Annotated in this window: 13 protein-coding genes; 9 read left to right on the forward strand and 4 right to left on the reverse strand. The window is 42.7% G+C overall.

All coding sequences use genetic code 11. From position 1 onward, the window contains the following. Together GKO22_RS09750 and GKO22_RS09755 are read right to left on the reverse strand one after the other, a co-directional pair. The gene (locus GKO22_RS09750; protein WP_166334545.1) at positions 1-1203 is read right to left on the reverse strand and encodes a S41 family peptidase; all 1203 of its coding nucleotides are present in this window, start codon (positions 1201-1203) and stop codon (positions 1-3) included. Positions 1204-1240: 37 nt separating this feature from the next. Next, a complete protein-coding gene (locus GKO22_RS09755) occupies positions 1241-1981 on the reverse strand; it encodes a porin family protein (protein WP_166334547.1) in 741 nt (246 codons plus the stop codon). A gap of 494 nt (positions 1982-2475) precedes the next feature. On the opposite strand from GKO22_RS09755, the gene GKO22_RS09760 reads away from it, so the two are divergent. Together GKO22_RS09760 and GKO22_RS09765 are read left to right on the forward strand one after the other, a co-directional pair. After that, positions 2476-3894 carry an SDR family oxidoreductase gene (locus tag GKO22_RS09760; protein WP_166334549.1) on the forward strand — a complete coding sequence of 473 codons (1419 nt, stop codon included), beginning with the start codon at positions 2476-2478 and terminating at the stop codon, positions 3892-3894. A gap of 63 nt (positions 3895-3957) precedes the next feature. Next, positions 3958-4386, forward strand: coding sequence for an EamA family transporter (locus GKO22_RS09765; protein ID WP_166334551.1), 429 nt, complete (start codon positions 3958-3960; stop codon positions 4384-4386). A gap of 11 nt (positions 4387-4397) precedes the next feature. On the opposite strand, the gene GKO22_RS09770 is transcribed toward GKO22_RS09765, so the two are convergent. Beyond that, a complete protein-coding gene (locus GKO22_RS09770; protein ID WP_166334553.1) occupies positions 4398-4859 on the reverse strand; it encodes a GreA/GreB family elongation factor in 462 nt (153 codons plus the stop codon). Positions 4860-5063: 204 nt separating this feature from the next. On the opposite strand from GKO22_RS09770, the gene rpsF reads away from it, so the two are divergent. The 4 genes from rpsF to GKO22_RS09790 all read left to right on the forward strand — a co-directional run bounded on the left by rpsF (position 5064) and on the right by GKO22_RS09790 (position 6534). Further along, positions 5064-5432: a 30S ribosomal protein S6 gene (rpsF, locus tag GKO22_RS09775; RefSeq protein ID WP_066750515.1), complete on the forward strand. Its 369-nt coding sequence runs from the start codon at positions 5064-5066 to the stop codon at positions 5430-5432. Continuing rightward, a complete protein-coding gene (gene rpsR, locus GKO22_RS09780; protein ID WP_066750513.1) occupies positions 5432-5695 on the forward strand; it encodes a 30S ribosomal protein S18 in 264 nt (87 codons plus the stop codon). The genes rpsF and rpsR overlap by 1 nt, the downstream gene beginning before the upstream one ends. Before the next feature lie 14 nt (positions 5696-5709). Further along, positions 5710-6153, forward strand: coding sequence for a 50S ribosomal protein L9 (gene rplI, locus GKO22_RS09785; RefSeq protein WP_166334555.1), 444 nt, complete (start codon positions 5710-5712; stop codon positions 6151-6153). A gap of 87 nt (positions 6154-6240) precedes the next feature. Then, positions 6241-6534, forward strand: coding sequence for a hypothetical protein (locus GKO22_RS09790; RefSeq protein ID WP_166334557.1), 294 nt, complete (start codon positions 6241-6243; stop codon positions 6532-6534). 21 nt (positions 6535-6555) lie between these two features. Here GKO22_RS09790 and GKO22_RS09795 read toward each other — a convergent pair whose 3' ends face one another. Beyond that, complete coding sequence (locus tag GKO22_RS09795; RefSeq protein ID WP_166334559.1) at positions 6556-7317, reverse strand: copper homeostasis protein CutC; 762 nt, start codon at positions 7315-7317, stop codon at positions 6556-6558. A gap of 150 nt (positions 7318-7467) precedes the next feature. Here GKO22_RS09795 and GKO22_RS16875 point away from each other — a divergent pair, with 150 nt between their 5' ends. From GKO22_RS16875 to GKO22_RS09805, 3 genes are all read left to right on the forward strand, one after another. Then, entirely contained in the window at positions 7468-7779 is a 312-nt protein-coding gene (locus tag GKO22_RS16875; protein WP_394352158.1) for a DUF6660 family protein, read from the forward strand. Positions 7780-8004: 225 nt separating this feature from the next. After that, entirely contained in the window at positions 8005-12366 is a 4362-nt protein-coding gene (locus GKO22_RS09800) for a CusA/CzcA family heavy metal efflux RND transporter (RefSeq protein WP_166334561.1), read from the forward strand. A 7-nt stretch (positions 12367-12373) separates the two neighbouring features. Beyond that, positions 12374-13669, forward strand: a complete 1296-nt coding sequence (locus GKO22_RS09805; protein WP_166334563.1) for an efflux RND transporter periplasmic adaptor subunit — start codon at positions 12374-12376, stop codon at positions 13667-13669. Positions 13670-13745 lie beyond the last annotated feature (76 nt).

The following is a 13745-nucleotide window of genomic DNA, read 5'->3' on the forward strand; positions in this document are numbered from 1 at the left end:
TTACTGCCGGTTAATAAGTTGGATAGCCGCTTCTAACTGCGCATCCCGACCTGTCGCCAAGGATTCGGTATTGACGGTAACCATAACATCTGGTGAAATACCAATACCCTCGTAATTTCTATCATCTAATGCCTTGATTTGTAGTGATGAAGTATACACCTCACTCATAAATGCTGTTACAAACTGACCAGCATTGTATGTGGCATTACCTGTTAACGGCCCCATCGCACCCCACGTGCGCTCTCCTACAAAATGACCATTCGGCATTGCCTGTATCGCCAAAGCTGTAATCTCCGACATACTGGCTGAATAACGATCGGCAAGCAATACAATTGGAGATGTAATCTGCTTAGCATCAGTTGCGGGATTCACGTGAGCAGGTGCCCAAGGCGTATAATCCAAACGGTTGTTACTCAATTTTGATTTTGTGTATCCAAAATGAAGCGGACTGGATATCATACGACCTAATAAAAAGTCGAGATCTGCCAGATTTCCCCCACCATTATTGCGTACATCAATAATAATTCCACGCGGCTGTTCTTCACCTAATGTACGTGTAAAAAAGTTATCAAAAACTTCTTTATAAGATGCTGTATTAGCGGCTGAAGATTCATAGAGCCTTTTCAAATCGAAAACGTTGAAATATAGGTATACAATTCCTTCAGAAATGGTACCGCTTACGGCAAAATATTGAGAACCATTCGGCTCGTTCACTAACGCACGTGATGCACCAGAATCAAGATCTCTAAGTGGAAGAGTATTTAAAAAATAGTTTGGACTGATTGGATTCCGAAAATCTTCCCTCTGTTGCATCCTTCTAGATGCAGGTGAAATTGTGGCAGAATCTTGCAGAATGGTAGACCGAAATCGAAGTCTATAATGACTATCCACTAGACCATTGGTCATCGTCCTAAAGTAAGTATAGCTTCTTCTGATATCAGCGGTATCATTGATATTCATAGTTGCGAAAATCGGCTGATAACGACGGTACACCTGATCCCAGTCTGTCGTATCGATATCCCAAAAGACATAATTGTTATTCATACCATTCCAGAACGTTTCAAATACTTCTTCAAAGTTACCCCCAGGATAGTCGGTCGGCCGCTCCAGCTCGGGCATATCTTTGCGGCAGGCATTCAGCATCAGGAATAAAGTTGGAATAATAAGAACAACAGATCGTATGTTTAATATATATATATTCATTTTTTCTAAGTATGAGACAAGAATTGATAAATAGGAATTAGCGGCCGCCAAAGCCATATAACACACCCAATTGCACTCCAAACGTATTGTTGTAGCGTGGAATTTGATTGATCATATAGTTTTTCTGCAAGTCAGTAAGGCTATATTGGTAGCGTGCTTCCGCGAATACTTTATAGTGCGGAGATACGCGATACTCCATACCTACACCACCTAAAAGTCCTGCTTCAAAGCGACGATCCCGCTGCTTATCGAATTCTACACCTTCGTTTGAGCGATATAAACCAGAAATTTGAGTATAATGAAATAGCTGTTCATCATCTTCCCAACCACTACCGGGAGTAAATGGGTCAAGATTAGCTCCTCGAATTCTACTGCTAGCCCAATAGCCTGCAAAGCCACCTAGATTCAAGAAACCTCTTAAATCTTCACCACCAAACGAGAAGTGAGCCATCAGCGGAGCTTGTATAAAGCTGTTGGTAATCTCATTTTCCACCCCTTCAAAAAAACCGGTACGTCGCAGCGCATAATTTTTCTGTATATAAGCAAGATCCAACTGAACGCCAAACCAATCATTAACGTGATACTGCATCGGAATCGCAACTTGGAAACCGTTGAGCGGATAATTACGTGTGAAGGAACGACTTCCATTGTCAGTAGTCAGCGTATTGCGCGTGTAACCAGCAGATAAGCCGATTTCGTAACGTTGTTGCTGTCCATATGATTGGGTTACACCCATCATGAAAAAACAGGCCAGCAAAATGAGTATTCTTTTAGGCATCGCAGTGAATAGATATATTTCTAAATTTAGTTAAAGGGATAAGCTAGTATCACGATCGATAAAGCAAAACAAAATTTGTTATCGAAAGGAAAATTAATAGTTAGCACAATAATAGTGATATTTATCGATTATTTAGTAACTTGTTGTTAAAAAAATAACAAATAAAACCCTGAATGTAACTAGTAAGAATGAAAGCTTGCGAACTAAAACACCTTATAAGCGAATGCTCCAATAACATTAACTAGTTACTTTTTTTACTTGACTTTTTCACGCAGTTTGGAACAGTTTTGCCACCTTTCTTTTTAGTACCTTGCTGTTTATAGTCCGACCAGCATGGGTCTTTTTGATCTTTCTTTTTCATGGCTTCGTTTTAAATCTAGAAACAGCTCTTTGCAAGAATTTGTTTAGCAAACAATCCTGCTACTCAGCGGTTCATAAGAGTATGATCATTTGGAAACATATCATTTTCAGGTAAATCATCATCTTTCTACCGTATGAAAATACTACTCACTGGCGCCACCGGATATATTGGCAAGCGTATTTTACCGGCATTATTGCAAGCTGGACACGAAGTAGTATGTCTAGCAAGAGATGCTGGTCGATTGGCGTTGCAGACGCAAGGTGATCACAAGATTTCTGTTGTAGAAGCCGACCTAACTGATGCAGCTACGCTGGATCAAATTCCAAAAGATATTGATGTGGCCTATTATCTCGTGCACTCCATGGGAAGTAGTGGCGGTAATTTTGGTGATACGGAACGAATATCAGCAGAAAATTTTGCGCAAGCAATCCAAAAGACCAACGCTAAGCAGATCATTTACCTCAGTGGTATCGTAAATAGTCGCGAACTCAGTGCACATCTTGCCAGTCGTAAATTGGTAGAAGATGTATTACGCGCTGGCACTGTACCGGTAACTGCATTGGGAGCGGGAATTATTATAGGTTCGGGCAGCGCATCTTTCGAAATCATACGCGATTTGGTCGAAAAACTTCCCGTGATGGTGGCACCGAAGTGGCTGAATAGCAAATGTCAACCGATCGCGATACGAAATGTAATCGAATTCCTCCTTGTCGTATTGTTACAAGAAGAATTATACGACAAACATATCGATATTTATGGACCCGATTTGCTCACCTACCAGCAAATGCTAGTGCAATTTGCCGAAGTGCGAAATCTGAAACGTCGCATATTTATCGTACCAGTACTTACGCCAAAGCTATCCTCTTATTGGCTGTATTTGATCACTTCGACCTCTTTTGGTCTTGCGCGCCATTTGGTAGATAGCATGCGTATCGATGTGATTCCGACACAAAATGAGTGGGCAGAGCGTTTAGGAATTCAACTCATCCCGTACCGCGAAGCCATAAAGCTCGCTTTTGGGAAAATCGAACAAAATCTTGTCTCATCAACTTGGAAAGATGCCGGAAGTAGACGTGCTTCGCGACGATTATCTAGCTACATGGAAGTTCCTACGTTTGGGGTATTAACCGATCGACAGACCTTCGCATTAAAGGACCCGAGCGAAACATTAAATAGAATATTTGCTATTGGCGGTCGTACGGGTTGGTATTATGCCGACTGGCTGTGGCAATTTAGAGGATTTCTGGATCGATTATTTGGTGGAGTTGGTTTGCGGCGCGGGCGGCGCAATGCATTAGAAACTTCACCGGGCGAAGTTTTGGATTTCTGGCGCGTGTTACTTTCCAGCACAAGCGAAAAGAGGCTATTGTTGTACGCAGAAATGCGGATTCCGGGAGAAGCGTGGCTAGAGTTTCGGATTAATGAAAAAGATGAATTGGAACAAATTGCCACATTTCGTCCGTTAGGTATTGCTGGAAGGCTTTATTGGTACGCTATGTTGCCATTTCACTATTTTTTGTTTAGAGGAATGATTAAGAACATAGCAAAATAATACGGCTCCGATTAGTACTATAACATTTTGGGCAGGCATCTTTTTAACTGAAAAATGTAGATTATGTGGTTTTTATGGGCGATGCTGGCCGCGATATCAGCAGCTTTGGTAATTGTATTGACAAAGGCAGGCTTGAAAAATGTCGATTCCAGTTTGGCATTTGCCATACAATCCGTGCTTATCCTAACCATTACTTGGTCAGTCGTATGCTATCAAGGCAATTTCGATACATTAAAAGACATTAGTAAGCAAGCGTGGATTTTCTTGCTCTCCGCTGGTGTTTTTACCACGCTATCCACCTTATTCTCCTACAAAGCTTTGTCTATGGGGCCAGCATCGTATGTCGTCACGATTGAACGCACCTCCTTGGTGATTGCGATTGTATTATCCGTTATCTTCCTCAAAGAAAAAATAACCTGGCAACTTATTGTCGGCGCCAGTGTGATGGTGGCTGGCGCAGTGCTGATTGCCTTATCCGATCCGGGGGAATAACCAACCCAAATCTATAGCATATCTACAATAGCTTGTGATTTTTGCTGAAAGCTAAACTCCTCTCCGACTGTTTTACCCAACAACAATTGTCCGATAGGTGATTGAAGTGACACGACGAAAACAGTTTGTTCTTCACAAGTTACTTTTCCTATACCAACGCTCAAAAAGTATAGTCCTTGATCCGTCTTAACTAAACTACCTAAGCGTACTCGGTTTTCTGTTGCCGAAGGCAATGATGGAATGGACTGCAGAACTTGCAGATCTTTCTGTGCTTCGTTGAGCTGTCTTTGCAAACGATCCAAATCCTGCTGTATCATTTCACGAGAAGTCTCGTACTTATCGCCAGCACTACTTTTCGTGTCGCTCACCAACGCGTCTTGCGACAACTGGAGCGAGGTCTCAATTTGTTTGATTTTATCTTCTATGATAATCACACATTGTGCTAGTAGCGTTTGCTGAAAAGTTGGAGTCATGAATGCTGTGTTGTGTAGCCACAAAGATATGGTATCTTTGACAACCCGCTATGATCTATTTATGCGCAGTGCAAAGACTAATCGCTTCGTAAAATATTACCAGAAAAAGCTGCGCATAATATATTACATTGTTTCAAATATATTTTCTACCTTTGCACTTCCGTGTATACGGAAAGGATTTAATTAACATAACATATTAAACAAATGCAACAGTACGAATCTGTCATTATTCTTACCCCGTTGCTTTCAGAAGATGTAGCGAAAGAAGTCATCGCTAAATTCAAAAACATTCTTACTGAGGGCGGAGCCGAAATTGTCGCTGAAGACAATTGGGGTTTGAGAAAATTAGCGTATCCAATCCAGAAAAAAACAACTGGATTTTATCACTTAACTGAATTCAAGGCTCCGAGTGAATTAATTCAAAAACTAGAACTTGAGTACAAACGTGATGAGCGTGTGATGCGTTTCCTTACGATCTCATTAGATAAGCATGCACTTGCTTACAACGAGAAGAAACGTAGCGGAGCATTCAACAAGAAAACCGAAACCAAAACTGAGGAGGTAGCAAACTAATGGCAAACGAAAATATCCAGTACGTAACTGCCCCTAAAGTAGAGGACAACCGTAAAAAATACTGTCGTTTCAAAAAGAACGGTATCAAGTATATCGACTATAAAGATGGTAACTTCCTATTGAAGTTTGTAAACGATCAAGGTAAAATCTTACCTCGCCGTCTTACTGGAACATCATTGAAATTTCAACGTAAAGTAGCTCAAGCCGTTAAACGTGCGCGTATTATCGGACTATTGCCTTACGTAACTGATTCACTTAAATAGAGAGGGATACGATAATGGAAGTTATATTAAGACAAGATGTTAAACACCTTGGAGAGAAAGACGATGTCGTAGTAGTAAAGCCAGGTTATGGCCGCAACTACCTAATCCCTCAAGGATTTGCTACGTTGGCAACAACATCAGCAAAAAAAGTATTGGCTGAGAACATTAAACAAGCTCAGTTCAAACAAGAGAAGATTCAGAAAGATGCAGCAGCATTGGCTACTAAATTAGAAGCAGTGAAATTGACTATCGGAGCTAAAGCTGGCGAAAGCGGCAAAATCTTCGGTAAAGTGAATAGCCTTCAAATTGCTGAAGCGTTGAAAGCACAAGGTTATGAGGTGGATCGTCGCCGCATTACTTTCGAAGAAGAGCCTAAAAACTTAGGTGAATATGTAGCTAACCTTAACTTGCACAAAGAAGTGAAGGTACAAGTTCCTTTCGAAGTAGTAGCTGAGTAAGCATTCATACCGAAAAATAATGAAAATGGGATATCATATGATATCCCATTTTTTTTTACATTTATCCCAAACAACGCCTATCATCGTATGAATATTAAAAGCATTATCTCCGCCATTATACTTGCTGCCGTGATTATCGTGCTCTTCAACAATCATGAAGAAGCACCTTTTTGGCTTTTTGGCACGATCTACACCTCCAAACTCATCGTGTTAGGTGTATTTTTTCTTCTTGGGCTCATTGCCGGAGGATTTTTATTTCGTCGACGCAAAAAAGCACCGAAAGAATATACGGCCAGCAATCAATATGATCCCACTGTTTCGGCAGAAAATCCCGACTCTAATCTATCTGAAGAAGACCGCAACTACTTGCGAAGAGATTAGGAAATCGGTCAATGATAAATACTACGCTTTGGTCAACGCTTCTAAGTGCTGAACCAATGTTTGTGTGCGCTCTTTCGACGTGTAAATCATATCTTCATTCATACTTTTGATGGCTGGATTCACCCTTTGTACGCTCGATTTTTGTATGATCTTGGCAGAACTATGGATGCTATAAGCGTTCGTATGGCGCAATATTTCGGCGATATTGTTCTCATCTACACCAGCACCGGGCATAATCTCGATTCGTCCTGCGGCTTGCTCGATCAGCTCTCGCAACATCTCCTTCCCTGCCAATGCAGTTTCTTGCTGACCGGAAGTCAAAATTCGATCACAACCCAACTCAATAATTTCCTCCAATGCTTTCTTTGGGTCGGCACAAACATCAAATGCACGATGAAAAACCACTTGCATAGGTTTTGCTGCCGCAATGAGTTGAGCCATGCGTGGAATATCCACCTGTCCATCCGCATCTAAAACCCCGATCACGACGCCATCGCAACCAGCGGTTTTACAGCATTCGACATCTCGAAGCATTTCTTCAAATTCTACATCTGAATACACAAAATTACCTGATCTTGGTCTGATCAATACAAAAATACCAATCGACAAATGCTTTCTAGCCAGCTTAATTTGTGCGTAGGAAGGCGTGATACCACCGCTTTCCAAACTTTGACAAAGCTCTATCCTACTCGCACCACCTTGCTGCGCCGCCACGGCAGAGGTAGGTGAGCTACTGCAAATCTCTAATAGGAAATTTCCTATTTTGTGTTCTGTTCCTTTCATCGTAGACAAATATAATGAATGGTTGATAAAGACTTCAGCAAGCCATTTTGCACCGTAGCAATCGTATTTCGTCTACAAAATAATTTTTCACACACCTTTAACAATGCAAACTAGATCGAAAGTAGCAATTATTATTATCTTTGTGCTATGATGCGTTTGATTACGATGCTACTACTTACCTACCTCATGGCACTTATCGTCATGCCGTGCAGTGATGCTGTAGCTGTGATGCGTACAAATGATTCATCCGAATCATCACATCAACACACCGAAAACGCAACAGACTTGTGTTCACCTTTTTGCACCTGTCCTTGTTGTGGTATATCAATTGAGCATCCTCCATATTATAATCTAGAAATATCTACTCCATTATTCTCTTGCTGGCCAATGGAGTCTATAACTAAACAATTCGTGATGGCGGATACTTTTTTACCATCTGTCTGGCAACCGCCTCAATATTAATTAAGAAATATTTTCTTTTCTAGGGAGTCTGCCCGGAGGAATATATTATACATACCTAGTAAGCGATTAGCATCGCAGGCCTAGCTGTGCCTGTTTTTTTAATCCAGAACGTTCTTACTTCACATTTCCAATTTTGAATGAGCCGTATCAAAACGGATGCTGTTCCTAATCGCGAAATGCAGAAGAATCCAACTAATCTATTTCATTCAGAAAAATAGAAAAATCGTGTTAGATAGTATTATAAGATTTAGTATCAAGAATAAGATCATCATCGGAATGATGACCTTAATTCTAATTATTTGGGGTTTGTGGAGTGCTACCAAACTACCAATAGATGCCGTACCCGACATTACCAACAATCAGGTACAGATATTTACTTCTTGTCCCACTTTGGCTGGGCAAGAAGTCGAACAATTAGTCACGTTTCCAATAGAACAAAGTATTACGAACATCCCTGATATTGAAGAGATTCGTAGTATTTCGCGTTTTGGACTATCGGTAATCACCGTCGTGTTTAAAGAGAGTGTAGATATCTACTTTGCTCGCCAGCTGATCAATGAGCGTTTGAGCGAAGCATTAGAGAATATTCCAGCCGGCGTCGGAACGCCCGAAATGGCGCCAGTAAGTACGGGACTTGGTGAGGTGTATCAATACATCATTCACCCGAAAAAAGGAAGCGAAGACAAGTACACCGCAAAAGACCTGCGTACGATGCAGGACTGGATCGTTGCACGGCAACTGTATGGCACACCAGGTATTGCCGAAGTGAATAGTTTTGGTGGCGAACTGAAGCAATATGAAGTCGCGGTCAATTCTGAACGTCTTCGGGCGATGGGCGTCACCATTCCGGAAGTATTTACGGCATTAGAAAATAATAATCAAAATACCGGCGGTGCGTATATCGACAAAAAACCGAACGCTTATTTCATTCGTGGCATCGGCTTAGTGACCAGTCTCGAAGATGTGGAAAACATTCCTGTCAAGACAAATGGCGGCGTTCCGATCTTGATTCGAGACGTTGCCGAAGTAGGTTTTGGAAGTGCCGTTCGCTACGGTGCATTGACTTTTAATGGTGAAGTAGATGCGGTAGGCGGCGTGGTGATGATGCTCAAAGGCGAGAATAGTAATGATGTGGTTAATCGTGTCAAAGAGAAATTGCCCACGATTCAAAATTCTTTGCCAGAAGATGTGATAATCGAGGCGTACCTCGACCGTACCGACTTAGTAGGCCGTGCGATGAAGACCGTGGAAAGCAATCTCATTGAAGGTGCGTTGATCGTCATTTTTGTGCTCGTTATATTTCTGGGTAATCTGCGCGCAGGTCTGATTGTGGCATCCGCAATTCCGCTTGCCTTATTATTTGCTCTCGGGATGATGAATGTTTTTGACGTGAGCGCCAATCTTATGAGTCTGGGAGCAATTGATTTTGGACTAATCGTAGATGGTGCCGTAATCGTGGTAGAAGCTACCTTGCATCACTTAGGCTTACGAAAAAGCAGCGAAAGACTCACGCAGGCAGAAATGGATGAAGAAGTATTTAACTCGGCTGCCAAAATTCGGACACAAGCTGCCTTTGGCGAGATCATTATCTTAATCGTATACATCCCTATCCTCACGCTGGTTGGGGTAGAGGGCAAAATGTTTACACCTATGGCACAAACAGTGGCTTTCGCCATTTTTGGGGCATTGATCTTGTCACTTACTTATATCCCGATGATGTGTGCTTTATTTCTACCAAAAGAATGGGATGGCAAGCAGAGTTGGAGTGATCGTATGGTAGAAAGGTTACAGGTGGCTTACACTCCTTTATTACAAAAAGCTATTCGCGTCAAATATATCATCATCACGGGTACGGTAGCATTATTCGCCGTAAGCCTCTTTCTTTTCAGTCGTATGGGTGCCGAATTCATCCCACAATTGCAAGAAGGCGATTTTGCTTTCCATTGTATTCTGCCGCAAGGAAGTTCGCTGAGCCAAAGTATTGAAACGTCGATGCAAGCTTCGCGGATTATTCGCGAATTTGACGAAGTCGAGATGGTCGTTGGTAAAACGGGCGCAGCCGAGGTGCCTACCGATCCAATGCCGCCAGAAGCCACCGATTTGATGGTGGTCTTGAAACCGCAAAAAGAATGGACATCTGGCCGATCGTATAATGAATTAGGAGATGCGATCATGGAAAAATTGGAAGTAATACCGGGCGTGTTTTTTGAGAAAAATCAGCCGATACAAATGCGCTTCAATGAGCTCATGACTGGTATTCGCCAAGACGTAGCCGTCAAGATCTTCGGCGAAGATATGGATAGTCTGGCGACGTATGCGCAACGCGTAAGTCAGGTAATCCAGTCGGTAAATGGAAGTACAACACCGCAAGTAGAGCAAGTAAGCGGACTCCCTCAAATAAATATCGAATACCATCGAGCGCGAATGGCTAATTATGGCCTGACCGTGCGCGATGTTAACGACATAGTCAGTACGGCTTTCGCCGGAAAAAGTGCTGGCGTAGTGTATGAAAATGAACGAAGATTCGACTTGGTCGTACGGCTAGACCAAGCCAATCGTACCAGTATCGAGGATGTGAGCAACCTGATGATCCCAACAGCGCAAGGGGCGCAGATTCCATTGTCGCAAGTAGCTCAGGTAACATACAAATTAGGTCCAGCTCAGATTAGCCGCGAAGAAGGTAAGCGTCGTATTGTGATTGGATTCAACGTAGCTGGCCGCGATGTACAAAGCGTCGTGCGTGAGATTCAAGAAAAATTGTCTGCCGAAGTACCATTACCTACGGGCTACTACTTCACCTACGGTGGACAATTTGAAAACTTGCAAAAGGCGACCGATCGATTGATTATTGCCGTACCCGTATCTTTACTTTTAATCTTTATGTTATTGTATTTCACGTTTCATTCGTTCAAGCAAGCAGCGCTCATCTTTACCGCTATTCCGATGAGTGCGATAGGTGGTATTTTTGCCTTGTTACTACGCGACATGAGCTTCAGCATCAGTGCCAGTATCGGGTTTATCGCCCTTTTTGGCGTAGCCGTGCTCAACGGAATTGTATTAATCGGCAAATTCAATGAACTGGAAAAAGGAGGCATGAAGGATGTCTTTGAGCGGGTAAAAGAAGGTACAAAAATACGTTTAAGGCCCGTCTTGATGACCGCAGCCGTAGCTTCATTGGGTTTTCTACCGATGGCCATCAGTACCAGCGCTGGAGCTGAAGTACAGAAACCGCTGGCCACCGTGGTGATTGGTGGTTTGGTGACCGCCACTTTCTTGACCTTATTTGTCCTACCTTTATTGTATATCATTCTATATACCAAGTTTACCTCGAGAAGACCAAGAAAAGCTGTGGTAACAACTTTGGTTGGTATTTTAGCACTTCTTTCTTTAACGATTAATCCATTGCAGGCGCAAGAACGGCTTACTATCGACCAGGCACTTGAGCAAGCTATTTCAGCCAATCTCGGTATACAAGCACGGACGCTGGATATTAGCGCCGCGGAAAGTTTACGCAAAACGGCTGGAGAACTTCCAAAAGCCAATTTCAATTTCCAATATGGGCAAAATGAGGGATTTGAGCTGAATGATGGTATCATGATTAGTCAAACCATTCCTTTCCCTTCATTATTTGGCGCCAAGCGCAATGCGGCCGATGCCCGCATAGGCGCTTCGAAGTTGGATCGGGCGATCTCGATTAACGAACTGAAGAAGCAGGTACGAACCTTTTATTATCAAATTGCTTTTTATGATCAGAATGCCGCAACTTTAAAATCGTTGGATAGTATTTACCAAGATTTCATCAAGATCGCAGAGCTCCGATACCGTACGGGAGATACGCCTAAAGTAGATATCAGCACGGCCGAAACAAAGCGCGGTGAAATCACCGTCATGCTGGTACAAAACGACATTGCACGCAAAAATGCCATGCAAAGTCTGCGTTTATTGCTGGGCAATCCCGCGGGACTAGCGCTTAGCGCAGAGAGCGAATATACGCCGCTCACCTTACAAAATAGTGCAGATAGCAATTTTGTAGCTACGAATCCCGCAATTCAAGCCATCTATCAGCAAGCCAAAATTGCAGAGCAAGACCAGAAGGTAGAAAGAGCCACGGGCTTACCAGATTTTACCCTCGGTTACAACAATATTTCGTTGATCGGTAATTTGACAAGAAACGGCGTAGAACAATATTATGGTCGTGGTCAGCGGTTTAGTTTTGTCGATGTCGGCATTACCATTCCCATTACGTATGGTGCTACGAAGGCGCGTATCAAATCTTTGGACTTTCAAAAGCAAGCCAATATTGCGGCAGCAGAATGGCAAGAAGATCAGCTAAAAACAGAGCATGCCAATACGTTGAGAGCGTATGAACAAAGTCTCTATCAGTACCGTTACTTTAGAGACCAAGCATTGCCCAATGCCGAAGAAATCATTTCGGCGGCGCAATTAAGCTATCGTACTGGCGATATTACGTACATGGAATACCTATTCTCTTTGCAGACGGCCACCGACGTAAAACTCAATTACTTAAAAAGCATACAGCAAGTCAACGACGCTGTGATCCAAATTTACTATCTCATCAATAAATAGTACCACCATGAAACGAAATTTCAACATCATATTGCTTGTATTTACCCTTATCTCTACGACGATAAGCTTGAATGCATGCAAATTTGGCGATAAAAATAACGAACAGACTGCTGAAGGTGATGATCATGATGACGATGATCACGACGAAGAATCTACCTTTGCAGAAATTACGCCCGCACAAATGGAGGCGGTTGGGATCAAATTAGGTTCGCTAGAAACTAAAAACTTGACGGCTAACATCACCGTGAATGGATTTTTGCGCGTGCCGAATCAAAATAAAGCCGACATCACGGCATTGTATGGTGGCGTGATCAAAAACTTACGTGTAGAGCTGGGACAGCGCGTGAGCAAAGGCCAAGTGGTTGCGACGATTGAAAATCCGCAATTCGTACAATTACAAGAGGAATATATCACCACAGCCAGCCGCATTACACAAGCTGAGCAAGAGCTCACACGCCAGCAAGAACTGAACGAAGGAAATGCCGGAGCATTACGTAATTTGCAAAATGCGAAAGCAGAGCTTACCACGCTACGTACACGACGCGCATCATTGCGTCAGCAGATTCTGCTAATGGGTATCAATCCAGATCAAGTGAACGACAGCAATCTGCGCAATATACTGAACGTAACGAGCCCGGTATCCGGTATTGTCAGTCAAGTATATACAAAAGTGGGCAGCTATGTCGATGTCTCCTCGCCTATTGCGGAGATTATTGACAATAGCCAATTGCACCTCGATCTTCAGATATTTGAAAAGGATTTGCCGAAGATCAAAGTAGGACAAGTGGTCGATTTTACTTTAACGAACAATCCTTCGAAAGTGTATCAAGCCAAAGTATTTAACATTGGTTCGTCTTTCCAGAGCGAAAGCAGAACGATCGCCGTGCATAGTACCATACAAGGCGATAAAACCGGACTCATCGATGGCATGAACATTACAGCGGCATTGAGTATCGGCGATGTAGCATCCACGGCAGTGCCAGATGCAGCCATCGTCGAAGCGGACGGGAAATTCTACATTTTCATTCAGGTAGATGCTAAAGCCGAAGAACCACATGTGCATGTAGAAGGCGAAGAACACGATCATGAGGAGGAAGATGATCATGCAGATGAGGCTAATGGCGATCATGAAGGTGCTTTGAGCTTCGAAAGAATTGAAGTCGCGAAAGATGTTTCGTATATGGGTTATACCGGGATTACACCGGTAAAAGAAATTCCTAAAAACACCAAAATCGTCATTAGTGGTGGATTTTTCATTAATGCCAAACTAAATGACGCTGGCGAAGAAGGGCACGCACATTAAGATAAGTTCCATGATGCTGTAAAAACCCAACAGGTGATTACCTCCCAAAAGTCGGTAGTCACCTGTAAATTACCTT

It is taken from the genome of Sphingobacterium chungjuense (assembly GCF_011316935.1).
In the GTDB taxonomy this organism is placed as follows: domain Bacteria; phylum Bacteroidota; class Bacteroidia; order Sphingobacteriales; family Sphingobacteriaceae; genus Sphingobacterium; species Sphingobacterium chungjuense.

Coding starts and splice junctions, on each gene's coding strand:
- GKO22_RS09750 (WP_166334545.1), bottom strand. CDS start 1,203: ATGAATATATATATATTAAACATACGATCTGTTGTTCTTATTATTCCA.
- GKO22_RS09755 (WP_166334547.1), bottom strand. CDS start 1,981: ATGCCTAAAAGAATACTCATTTTGCTGGCCTGTTTTTTCATGATGGGT.
- GKO22_RS09760 (WP_166334549.1), top strand. CDS start 2,476: ATGAAAATACTACTCACTGGCGCCACCGGATATATTGGCAAGCGTATT.
- GKO22_RS09765 (WP_166334551.1), top strand. CDS start 3,958: ATGTGGTTTTTATGGGCGATGCTGGCCGCGATATCAGCAGCTTTGGTA.
- GKO22_RS09770 (WP_166334553.1), bottom strand. CDS start 4,859: ATGACTCCAACTTTTCAGCAAACGCTACTAGCACAATGTGTGATTATC.
- rpsF (WP_066750515.1), top strand. CDS start 5,064: ATGCAACAGTACGAATCTGTCATTATTCTTACCCCGTTGCTTTCAGAA.
- rpsR (WP_066750513.1), top strand. CDS start 5,432: ATGGCAAACGAAAATATCCAGTACGTAACTGCCCCTAAAGTAGAGGAC.
- rplI (WP_166334555.1), top strand. CDS start 5,710: ATGGAAGTTATATTAAGACAAGATGTTAAACACCTTGGAGAGAAAGAC.
- GKO22_RS09790 (WP_166334557.1), top strand. CDS start 6,241: ATGAATATTAAAAGCATTATCTCCGCCATTATACTTGCTGCCGTGATT.
- GKO22_RS09795 (WP_166334559.1), bottom strand. CDS start 7,317: ATGAAAGGAACAGAACACAAAATAGGAAATTTCCTATTAGAGATTTGC.
- GKO22_RS16875 (WP_394352158.1), top strand. CDS start 7,468: ATGCGTTTGATTACGATGCTACTACTTACCTACCTCATGGCACTTATC.
- GKO22_RS09805 (WP_166334563.1), top strand. CDS start 12,374: ATGAAACGAAATTTCAACATCATATTGCTTGTATTTACCCTTATCTCT.